This is a genomic window from Lichenicola cladoniae, assembly GCF_013201075.1.
Classification (GTDB): domain Bacteria; phylum Pseudomonadota; class Alphaproteobacteria; order Acetobacterales; family Acetobacteraceae; genus Lichenicola; species Lichenicola cladoniae.
Map to the genome: position 1 here is coordinate 19,864 of NZ_CP053714.1, position 9,982 is coordinate 29,845.

Sequence of the window (9,982 nt, forward strand, 5' to 3'; positions counted from 1 at the left end):
TGCACCGTGCAAGTCCTGTCCATCCAAGCGCCTGCCCTAGCGCACAACGTAGTCCCGTCCGCCGATTGGCTCGGCGTCGCTGATGTTTCGGAAGTGTGGAGACCACCAGAACGCTCCGGAGGCTCGCACCTTCATGTGTCCGCGGACCATGTGGCTGACCGCGGCGCTTCTTGCGTTCCGGTCGAAGGGTACCTGCCCTCGCAAGGCATGACGTTCCTCTCGGCTCAGGTTCCAGTGAACCGGCCGGGCATTCATGAGCGGCGGCTTCCCTGACCTCGCCCGCTTCCTGTTGAGGCGTTCCAAGTCTTCTGCTTCGCCGACGAGAAGCGGAGCGTTGCGAGCGGTCAGCAGCAGCGCGAACGAAAGCGCCATCCATCCTAGATGCCACGCCGCTTCCTGGTATCCGGCCAGGTCCTGCTGCGGCAAATCGGGCCGGGTTGTCCGGATGAAGGCACCAGCGGGAGAGAACACGAGATCGCACGGGTAGAGCACAACCGCTATTTCCTCGGGGTTGGGCACCACGTCACCCGGCCGAATCAGAGAGCCGATCCGATTCCGGGTGATGAGGCGATTGCACACCTCGCCGGAAGCATCCCTCCAGAGAAGGATGCCGAACTGGCTGGCGGCGTCACCCCGGCCGGCGAACACCTCGTGAGGCGAGTACTCGATCCAGCAAGGATCATGCGGAAGCCGAAGCCCCTGGACGACCGCCGGCATCAACCTGTCCGGCTCCGGGGTCCTGAGCGTCAGCTTGACCACCTCGGGGGCGAGGACGAAGCGTCCAGCCTGGGCGATCAGGGCAGCCGTTTCTTTCCACCCGGGCCGGGGGTCGTCTTGGGCCATGGTGAAGAAGCGGTTGGCGAGCGGGCTTATCATCGTCCTATCCGTTGTCCGCTGCGGGCCCGTCATCGGCAAACCTGGCCGGCCGGCGGCGAGGGCGAAGACGCTGCTTCTCCTTGGCCTCGTTCTGACGCGCCAACTCGCGCGCCTTCATGCCAGGTTGCGCGGTCGGCCGCTGCGCGTCTGGCAAGCCCCAATAGTCGAAGTTCCCGGTGTAGATCGCCATAAGCCGGCGCAACTCGACCCGTAAAAGCTCTGCCCCCTCGCGGGCGGCATCGCCCTGACCTGGCGGATACTCGCCCGCCAGGACGGCCACGTTCATGGCCCGCGCAAGCTGGTTCAAGTTGTTGCCGACCCGCCGGACCTCCATGCCTATCTCGCGCAGCTCGGCAGCTTCAGGATCGTTCCACTGCGGCCGACGCCCAAGATGCACGATCGCCAGGCTCCGCAGCCAATTGGCCGGGGTGGTCCGTCGCGCCTGGGCCGCACGAAGCAGCGCAACGCGCTCTGCGTCCTTCAAGCGGACACCAATCTGTCGGGCGGTCGCGCCCAACGGCAAGGAAGGCTCGACGCCATCAACGGCCTGGAGGATCAGCCGGCGCAACGCCGCTGAGGCGCCGCCCTCCGTCCCACGGGCCCAAGCCTTGAACCGGGCGGCCAGATCACCTGGCACCCAGACCGACAGCAGCTCTTGCCCGTTTCGCCCACCCATCCCAACACCGCTGTAATACTCCGCTACCAACAAACATATCCCGCCCTAGTCCTCCTTCCTATAGCTGTGGTTAATGAAATCGGTCGGGCAGGAGAAAAAGAACGTGCGGTCAGGCGAGGCCAAACTTGCACCGTGCAAGTCTATGAAGGCCGGGCCTAGTCACTCCGCATGGTGCAACCGACACCGCCAGACTTGCACCGTGCAAGTCCGAAGGGCCAATCCCGGAGCTGCTAAGCCCTCAAGCCCCGTGCTCTCTCAAGCCCGGATGCTCGGCTACGATCCGGGTGATCGTCGGCGGGCTCACCTTCCAAAGCCTGGCCGCCTCGGCTGCGGTAGAACGACCGGAGACGACATCCTCCGCGATCTTCCGTCGCTGCTGCGGGTTCAGCTTCGGCCTCCGACCCCCGACCCGGCCCTCGGCTCGTGCGGCGTCCAAGCCCGCCTTGGTACGCTCAACGATCAGCTTGCGCTCGTAGTCTGCGAAGATCGTGCAGACATGGAAGAACATCTCCCCTGCCGGCGTTGTGGTGTCGATGCTCTCGGTCAGGGACGAGAACCCTGCCCCCGCCTCCTTGATCCTGCTGACGATCCGAAGCATGTCCGGCAGAGAGCGCGACAGCCGATCCAGCTTCCAGACCATGACCACATCGCCCGTCCGTAGCTGGTCGAGCATCTTCTGTAGGCCCGGTCGATCCCATCTACCGCCGCCAGCCCGGTCCTCGAAGAACCGTTCAACCCCCGCCCTATCCAGACCCTGCCGTTGCAGCTCGGGCGTCTGGCTGTCCCCCTTCGAGACCCGCAGGTAGCCGAGTTTCATCGAAAGCCTGTCCACCCTCGACGTTGAAGCTGCGTCGGCCCTCGATCCACATCGGCCGCCCGATCAGCGCGAAGCTGTTCAATCAGCTCCGGAAGTAAGGTCGCGTAGGGGCCCATATGCTTTGCCAGCTCATCGGCCGTCAGGCACTCCCTTACGCTTGTTCCGATCCACAACAGCACTGGATCGGCGTCACCGACCGGCTCGCTCCGCTGAGCTATGCCGAAGAACGTCATTAGGGGATTGTCCCAGCCGCAATGAACGATGACCCCTGTCATCGAGGACGGGACGCTGTGCCTGCTGCTCATCGGGTGCGTTCCCTGGCTATGACGCCAACAGATGCGGACGCCACTGTACCACCAAAGCCTCGAACTCCGCACCGAGGCCGTATGAAGTTGGATACTCGTGATTGGCAGCGATGAACGCGGCGACCGCCAGCATGTCGTGGGCGATCGTATCATCCACCGCCCATAGGTCGGTCAGGTCCCACCCGCCACAGTCCCCGGCGTTCCACCAGGCCAGCAGGAAATTGGCCGCGTAGCGGCACTGGTGGGTGTTGCCGCGGGCGAGGTCAAGCAAGCGACGAATCGCCGCGGCGAGGCCAGTATCGGGAAGCTGGGTTGCACTCATCCTACCACCTCCAAAAACGGTCGTTTGTGGAACGTCGGCGATTACCCTCCCCTCTTCCCACTTGCATCCTTCCGCAAACCCATAACACAAACGCCGCGATGCGTAATAGGTTTTCGGAACTCTGTAAGGTAAGGGGTTGAGGTAGCCCTGATCTTTGTTCACTGTCCGTTCTAAAGTGACAAGAGCAGCCGGTTATGGGCCACAACACCTCCCCTCAAAAGGCCGCTGCATATGTCAGGCAGCAGCTCCTATCTGCCTATTCCGACTGGCACCTGATCGCGGACTGCGACCGATGCTCAAGGCGGGGGATGGTCCTCGTAGCCACCTTGGCCCGCCGTAGGCCCGAAATCACCGTGTCCACGGCCCTCGCTCGCCTCCGCTGCGCGATCTGCTCGAAGGCACCTAGCGCGGTTCGGTTTGAACGGGATGGCCGCGCTGTCGTCATCGCCGGACCGGGGAGCTACTAGCTACCGATCCGAACCTCCGGCGGCGAGGTCCAGAGACCCATCGGAGGGCTGATCAACGCGGCCTCGCCCGCACCGCGATGGCTTCCGCACGTCCAGACTGGTCCTTGTCGACTGGTGTAGCCGAACGATGCCGTGACACCGCAGATGGAACAACCATGAACAGGCACCACGACAACGGGAGCCACGGTGGCAGAGTCGCGGATGGGAAAGCCGTCGTCATCGACAAAACTTGGCGGCTCACCTGGCGAACCCCCGTTCATGGACGAGGTCCATCATTCGATGAAGGTATGAATCCCCTGGGGTCAGGGCAAAGCTGAGCGTTCCAATCCTTCGCCTCCGGGACCAAGCGCACGAAGTCGCTGCCGCAGCTCGTCGCCAGGTCGTGCAGCCGCGCGGCTAGAACCTCGCCGCCCGTCCCCTGGTCAGTCGCCGCCACGAGCTGCGCGTGCCGTGGTAAGAACCCACGCAAAGCGGCCTCCGTCTCTGATCCGAACCCTCCACCCGTGGACGCATAGAGCGTCCCTTCTCTCCATCTCTCGATGCTCCCCAAGCTCATGGCGTCGATCGCGCTCTCGGTGACGACGAGCCTGTCAGCGACAGGCGGGTGTCCCAGCCAGAACAGAGACTTGGTGCCGCCTTTCGCGAATCCCTTGTAGTAGGGTCCACGCATTTCCCATCCGGTGATCCGGCCGGACGCGGCCTGGTGTTGCGCCCACATCGTTCCATGCACCCCCTCGCGCAGCGCACCGACCTTCGCGGCGCGATCGACGGTCGCAGCAGGGAGGCCGCGTTGCTCGGTCAGGTAATCCCATGCCTGCGATCCCGGCTGCAGGTGTCTCGCCTCGTTCCATAGCCTCTCCCCGTCGATCGCCACCACGGCCGCGCCCTGGCGCAACGGCAGCAGCTTGGGCGCGATGCCGGCAAGCGGCCGAAGGTTCTTGCGGGCGTGCCCCAGCGTGCCGCCCCATACGTGCTGAGCAAGGGCGATCACGTCCCCCCGTCTGTCATTCAGGGGATCGAACCATCCCTTGCCTTCATGCGTGACGATCACGATGCGGCCCGACCCCTGCCGGTACTTCACCGCACGCCGGCTGCTTTCTGCGGCGTCCATTGCCCAGCCGCCACGCTCGAGGACGGTGCGGCAATCGACACGCTGCCGCAGCTCGGCCAGCTCGTCTTGATCTGTGGTCATAGCCGCCTCCAGCTCGGACCGTTGCGGTCATCGAAATGCTCTGGGTCAATCCATACCGCTGCCCTTGAATAGACCGCCAGCAGCAGGGCGCACACGAACACGACCAGCCCTGCCCGACCTGCATCGAGCCAGTGATGGCCCCAGGCAAATACGATCGCCGCCCCAAGGCCGCCTATCATCGCCAGCAGCAGCGGGAACATGATGAAGGGCCTGAGAAGCCGCAGCACCACCACCACAGGCACTCGCACGGCCGCACTGAGCACGACGGCGACGCCGTAGGCTGCCCGCCCCCCGACCGAGGCCAAGCCTCGATCGGGGCCACGAGTGGAAGAAGGGACAGGCGCGTCGCGCATCGGCTTCCCCTTGGGGTCAGTCCACGTCCACGGGTCGAAGGTCCGAGAACTTCGCTGCAACCTCCTCGCCGTCCACGTCCAGCAACGCCATGCCCTTCCTGCCCGCCCGCCGTTCGGTGATCAGAAGCCCGCGCCGGCCATCGGTCAGCTCCATCACGAACTCCGGAAATCCGGGGGGCTGTGTGGTCTGCTCCTGTGCCGCTGGCGCCTTGTCTGGTGAACGTGTAGCCGGGGCAGGGGGGGAAGGAACCGGCTGCGCCGGCGCCCTCTCCCTTCGCGCTGCCGGCGCTACAGGCGTTGCGGGCTCATCTTCCCGCACTGGCTGCACCGGAGGCGTGACCGTTAGAGGAAGCTCCTGCCTGGTGGGCTCCGGCGCCGCCTTCACCTGGTCCTCGCGCCGCAGGATCACGCTTCCGGTCACCTTCCCCGTGATCGCTTCGATGATCCGGCGCGCGTCGGTGATGGTGATGTAGGTGCCCTCGTCCGGCAACTCCTCCTCTACCTCGGCCGGGTGCTTCTCCCATGCGCGGGACAGGTCGTAGAGCGCCCGCATATCGGCGCTATCCAGGCGATCCCGCAGACACGCCGGAAGCTTCTCGGCCGACCGAAAAGCGGCGACCTGATACTCCTTGATGTTGCACACGACCGCGATCTGCTTGACGGTCATCTTGTCAGCGAACAGGCGGTTGACCACGGCTGCCAGGTCACTGTTCGACAGGCCGGTGCGGGCCTGGTTCTCGATCACCTGCACGGCAAGCGTAGCCTGGTCCTTCGGAACCAGCACCGCAGGGATAGTCGTCACTCCGGCCAGCCGCGATCCCCGCAGGCGACGCGCACCGAAAACGAGGGCGTAGCCTCCCTCCTCGCGCTTGCGGACGCCGACAGGGGACAGCACCCCTACAAGCCGGATCGTCTCGGCCATCTGCTCAAGCTCGGTCTCGCTGAACACCTTTCGAGGCTGGTCCGGGTCTTCCGCAATCTGGTCGAGCGGCAGGTGCAAGGGCTCGCCACCCTTCGTTGTGCCGGCCTGCTGGCGCAGGCCCGATAGAACGCCAGCCCCGAAGCTCTGCTTGACGGCGGGGGCTTTACCCATGGGACAGCTCCATCATTCTCTCGACATTGGCGAACACGCCACGGATTTCCTCGCTGGCGTCGCGGGCGGACTGCCCCTTCATCTGCCAGACCGGGATGCGCTCGCTTGCGGCCCTGGCGAAAACGTCCCGCTTGCCGACAACCCCAGGGAACAGCAGCCCTCCGATCTCCTCGGCCAGCCCCTCGAACAACGTCCGCTCCCGCGGGCTTCTTCGGTCGAACTTGGACGCCAGCAGCCCAAGGAACGTGGGCTCATCCCGGCCATAGTGCTGAGACACGCCTTTGATGGCCTGCAAGAGCCGCTGAACCCCGGTAATCGAGTAGTCGCCCAACTCGATAGGTGCCAGCACCGCGTCGGCAGACAGCAACGCGGCGAACGTCCGCAGCCCCAGCAGCGGCGGCGTGTCGATGATGCAAAAGTCGTAGTCGTCAGCGTTCGCCGCTATGCTCTGGCGGAAAGTCTCGATTGCCGTCTGCTCCGCGCGCTCGGCGTCGAATAGCTCCGCGGTGGCACCGGCAACGGTGAAATGTCCCGCGCGCGGAATCTTCGTCGGCTCGTTGAACAGGGAGACCGCATCTACGCCCGATAAATTGGCCTCAAGCGTGTAGGAAAGGTTCGCCTGTTGGTCCAAGTCCAGAACGAGGGTCCGATACCGCTCCGCGAAGAACCAAGCTCCATGAAGGGACAGGGTGGTCTTGCCGACGCCGCCTTTTTCGTTGAGCACGACTAAGGTTTTCACTTCCGATCCTTTCGGCCTGATCGGCCTGGCCTGCGGTCAAGTAAATCGGTCGCCGGCACGTCCAGCCCCGCCAGCTTCAAGCCCTTCATCACCATCCCGCGCACCGTCGTCTGCTCTTGAGCCGCGCGGACCTTCAAGGCTACGTGCAAACTCGCCGAGACGGGGAACGAGACAGTCACCGTGCGCTCCACGGGCCGCTGCTCGGCATCGGGTGAGGGCATCGCGTCGCGCGCTGACTGCCTCGGCATCGGACGGCTCTCCTATGAAAACGATCCTTTCTCACACAACACCTCTCGATAAACAACACCGCCTTTGAAGATACTAAAACAGCATGTTGTTTAACGCAACATGATTATGCGTGTTGGATGAATTTTCTTGCCACGCGCCTCACACTCAGAGCCTCTTAGACTTGCACGGTGCAAGTCCGGGCGAACCGCTGTCAGTCCATGTAGCCGTCCGGGTACTGCGTCCGGCTATGGTCCCGACAGCTCGGGCAGGGGGTCAGATGGACGCTCTCACGCGAAATCCGCCGCTGTCGGCCCGTGAAGTCGTCCCCGCCTTTCCACTCGTTGATGACGTGAAACCGTGCCGTGGAACGCACGACCTCGCCCTCGATTAGACACGGACCGCAGGTGGAAAATTGACGCGCCACGACACGCCTCGCAGCCGCGCCATGCGAAGTCTCATTGTCATTGGCAAAAATCTTCATGTCTGGCTCCAAGAAAGCAACGGCTTTCTTGGATGCCCCCCGGCGAGGGCGGGGGAGGCTGTGGCAAGAGCGACGGCAGGGGAGGGGGATCACCCGGACTGCCCGCAGGGCAGTTTGGGGATACCCCTGCCGTCGGGAGCGGAGCGACGCACTCTTGCCACAGCCAGGGGGCAGCGCCCCCTCTTGACCGCCCCAGGGGGCGGTTTGCAAGGAGGTCATCATGCCGCTTGATCTTGCTATCGAACACGCCTCCACGTCGCTCCTCGGCATGGTGATCCTCGGCCTGATCGCTTGGGGAACCTGGCGCCTCGGCTATGCCCGAATGTTCACCTTTCCGGTCGGACAGATCGTGATGGGCCTCGCAGTGGTCGACGCGGTCGGGCTCGCGTTTTGGTCATGACCCGCGCCGTCGAAGCGCCGCGGCCATAGTCAGAACCGACTATCGCCGCGGCCACATCACCTCTTGGGGGATGCCTGGCTGCCGCGGTGTTCTGCGATCGCTGCCTCTGCCATCCCCTCAACCTCCGCTGCCAGCTTCGGCGGTAACCAAACCTCCACCTTCCGCCAGTCTGTCGGCCACCCCTGGCTCGCGGCCTCGAACCGCTTCATGATCCCATAGACACGCTGCCGGCTCATACCGTAGCGACCCGCCGCATCGGCTTGCGATACCCCTGCCACCAGTACAAGGCGGGCAACGTCCATCGTGTCGACAGTCATGCGGCCAAGGCTTGGACGCAGCGCATCGAAGTCGTCCTGTGTCATCGTGGTCTTTGCCAACGGATCAACTCCTGGCTGGCTCAAAGGAAAGAGCCTCCGGCTGGGCCGGAGGCGAGCTGTCAGGCCGCTTCGATATCGTCGGCTTGGGCTAGAATACCTGCCCTATCATGTAGAAAGGCTAAAGCGCGGGAGGCTGCACCAGCAGCCGTGATGACCGCTCGCTTGTCTTCACGCAGCACTTTTAGCCAGATGGCGACATAATCTGCATGGTCCTCGCGCGGCTGATCCTCCAAGCCAAGGTCGGCACACAGGAAGGCCGAACCCAGCTCGGCTGTAAGCTCCTCGCGGGCATATCCTTCTTTCTTGCGGAAGACTTCGTCCAGGCGATCAAGCCGTGTGCCGTGTCCGGTCCAATGGACATGCTCATGCCCTAGTGTGGAGTAGTAGCGGGCCGGGCTCTCGAACGCGGCGAATGGCGGCATCGTGATGCCGTCCACTGCCGGCCTGTAGAAGGCGCGCGTTCCCCCGTGCTCGATCCTAGCACCCACTGCACGGAAGAACGCTTCTGCTGCCTCGATGCGGTCTGCTTCCGTGAGGCGATCGGTCGGCTCGATCACTGCCGGCGCCGCCGGAAGCCCGTCGATCTGCCCCACGTTGAATACGGTGTAGGACTTGAGAAAAGGGATACGTCGTCCCGTCTCGTCGCCCGTTGCCGCATCCGTTTCGGTCTTGGTGATCGCGTCGGCATACACGACCATCGACCCCTTCTCGCCCTTCCGAACGCATCCGCCCGCCGCCAGAGCCTGCTTGAATGTCATCCAGGTTGTGGACCTGTAGCCCTTTAGCGATGCCTCGATCCAAAGCAGGACTACGTTGATCCCCTGGTAGGGGATACCATTCGCCCGAAGGGGACGGCCGCTCGTTGCTTTCCCTCCCGCCCACGGGTGATGCCAGGGGCGGACGCCGCGCTCAAGATCAGCGATCACCTTGTCAGTAATCGCCTGGTATATGTCTCGCCTTGCTTCGATGCTCATAATGGATCGTCCCTGTATGACCTTCCATCGGAAATCCCTAGTTGGCGCTAGAGCGTTTCCGGCCAGTCCTCATGTCCTGACAAGGCAAACAATACTTGATCCCCCCTCCCGAGTAAACAGGAAAAAAGGCGAACAGATAAAGTATTTACTCTTGCACGGTGCAAGTCGGGTTGTCGGGCCTGCTAGGCGAGATCAGCGGCCACCCCTAGATTGCCTTCCTGCTGCACGGGCGCCTGTATCGTGTGTGCAGCGGCCCGGAGGGTTGGCGCTCTCCGGGCCACCCCTTTCCTCTTGCCCCTCATGCTGTTCTCAAAGGCAGTCCGCTTCTTTGAGAGTAACATCTTCTTCTCGAAACAAATGATCTATTCTTTCACTCATGTTGTTGCCCCTGTGGAATTGTGGGCAGAGGCGAACGCCTGTGGACAAAGGCGAAGCCGCTGCGCGCCTCTTGGCGTGCATTGTCCACAGGTGTTCGCCGGTCGCCTTTGGGCGACTGTCCACAAATCCACAGGGGAGGGCTTCGAGCGATCGGCTGAGGGGCTTATCCCGCGACGAACCTGCCACTGTGCATGGCGAGCACGGTCCTCTCGCGATGTGCTGCCTCTGCTTGTCTTCGGCGCCGTTCCCCTATCTCGGCAAGAGCCGTTCGTGCGGCTCTTGCATCCCCGCTAACAGGTTGAGA

11 protein-coding genes are annotated in these 9,982 nt (G+C 63.5%); 1 reads left to right on the forward strand and 10 read right to left on the reverse strand.

All coding sequences use genetic code 11. The features are described from left to right. Window positions 1-36 precede the first annotated feature (36 nt). The 8 genes from HN018_RS28160 to HN018_RS28195 all read right to left on the reverse strand — a co-directional run bounded on the left by HN018_RS28160 (window position 37) and on the right by HN018_RS28195 (window position 6,840). Window positions 37-876 (reverse strand): hypothetical protein, encoded by an 840-nt coding sequence (locus HN018_RS28160; RefSeq protein ID WP_171837879.1) that lies wholly within the window; start codon window positions 874-876, stop codon window positions 37-39. A 4-nt stretch (window positions 877-880) separates the two neighbouring features. Further along, a complete protein-coding gene (gene mobC / locus HN018_RS28165) occupies window positions 881-1,552 on the reverse strand; it encodes a plasmid mobilization relaxosome protein MobC (RefSeq protein ID WP_171837880.1) in 672 nt (223 codons plus the stop codon). A 238-nt stretch (window positions 1,553-1,790) separates the two neighbouring features. Further along, the gene (locus HN018_RS28170) at window positions 1,791-2,369 is read right to left on the reverse strand and encodes a recombinase family protein (protein WP_171837881.1); all 579 of its coding nucleotides are present in this window, start codon (window positions 2,367-2,369) and stop codon (window positions 1,791-1,793) included. A 321-nt stretch (window positions 2,370-2,690) separates the two neighbouring features. Then, window positions 2,691-2,996: a DUF7673 family protein gene (locus tag HN018_RS28175; RefSeq protein ID WP_171837882.1), complete on the reverse strand. Its 306-nt coding sequence runs from the start codon at window positions 2,994-2,996 to the stop codon at window positions 2,691-2,693. A 723-nt stretch (window positions 2,997-3,719) separates the two neighbouring features. Continuing rightward, window positions 3,720-4,655, reverse strand: coding sequence for a DUF3991 and TOPRIM domain-containing protein (locus HN018_RS28180; RefSeq protein ID WP_171837883.1), 936 nt, complete (start codon window positions 4,653-4,655; stop codon window positions 3,720-3,722). Next, window positions 4,652-4,960 carry a hypothetical protein gene (locus tag HN018_RS28185; protein WP_171837884.1) on the reverse strand — a complete coding sequence of 103 codons (309 nt, stop codon included), beginning with the start codon at window positions 4,958-4,960 and terminating at the stop codon, window positions 4,652-4,654. Before HN018_RS28185 ends, HN018_RS28180 begins: the two co-directional genes overlap by 4 nt. A gap of 64 nt (window positions 4,961-5,024) precedes the next feature. Continuing rightward, window positions 5,025-6,101 (reverse strand): ParB/RepB/Spo0J family partition protein, encoded by a 1,077-nt coding sequence (locus tag HN018_RS28190; protein WP_171837885.1) that lies wholly within the window; start codon window positions 6,099-6,101, stop codon window positions 5,025-5,027. Beyond that, entirely contained in the window at window positions 6,094-6,840 is a 747-nt protein-coding gene (locus tag HN018_RS28195) for a ParA family protein (RefSeq protein ID WP_171837886.1), read from the reverse strand. Before HN018_RS28195 ends, HN018_RS28190 begins: the two co-directional genes overlap by 8 nt. A gap of 929 nt (window positions 6,841-7,769) precedes the next feature. Here HN018_RS28195 and HN018_RS28200 point away from each other — a divergent pair. Continuing rightward, complete coding sequence (locus tag HN018_RS28200; RefSeq protein WP_171837887.1) at window positions 7,770-7,949, forward strand: hypothetical protein; 180 nt, start codon at window positions 7,770-7,772, stop codon at window positions 7,947-7,949. A gap of 56 nt (window positions 7,950-8,005) precedes the next feature. On the opposite strand, the gene HN018_RS28205 is transcribed toward HN018_RS28200, so the two are convergent. Together HN018_RS28205 and HN018_RS28210 are read right to left on the reverse strand one after the other, a co-directional pair. After that, the gene (locus HN018_RS28205) at window positions 8,006-8,326 is read right to left on the reverse strand and encodes a TrfB-related DNA-binding protein (protein ID WP_171837888.1); all 321 of its coding nucleotides are present in this window, start codon (window positions 8,324-8,326) and stop codon (window positions 8,006-8,008) included. 59 nt (window positions 8,327-8,385) lie between these two features. Next, window positions 8,386-9,300, reverse strand: coding sequence for an ArdC family protein (locus HN018_RS28210; protein ID WP_171837889.1), 915 nt, complete (start codon window positions 9,298-9,300; stop codon window positions 8,386-8,388). Between the last annotated feature and the right edge of the window lie 682 nt (window positions 9,301-9,982).

Coding starts and splice junctions, on each gene's coding strand:
- HN018_RS28160 (WP_171837879.1), bottom strand. CDS start 876: ATGATAAGCCCGCTCGCCAACCGCTTCTTCACCATGGCCCAAGACGAC.
- mobC (WP_171837880.1), bottom strand. CDS start 1,552: ATGGGTGGGCGAAACGGGCAAGAGCTGCTGTCGGTCTGGGTGCCAGGT.
- HN018_RS28170 (WP_171837881.1), bottom strand. CDS start 2,369: ATGAAACTCGGCTACCTGCGGGTCTCGAAGGGGGACAGCCAGACGCCC.
- HN018_RS28175 (WP_171837882.1), bottom strand. CDS start 2,996: ATGAGTGCAACCCAGCTTCCCGATACTGGCCTCGCCGCGGCGATTCGT.
- HN018_RS28180 (WP_171837883.1), bottom strand. CDS start 4,655: ATGACCACAGATCAAGACGAGCTGGCCGAGCTGCGGCAGCGTGTCGAT.
- HN018_RS28190 (WP_171837885.1), bottom strand. CDS start 6,101: ATGGGTAAAGCCCCCGCCGTCAAGCAGAGCTTCGGGGCTGGCGTTCTA.
- HN018_RS28200 (WP_171837887.1), top strand. CDS start 7,770: ATGCCGCTTGATCTTGCTATCGAACACGCCTCCACGTCGCTCCTCGGC.
- HN018_RS28210 (WP_171837889.1), bottom strand. CDS start 9,300: ATGAGCATCGAAGCAAGGCGAGACATATACCAGGCGATTACTGACAAG.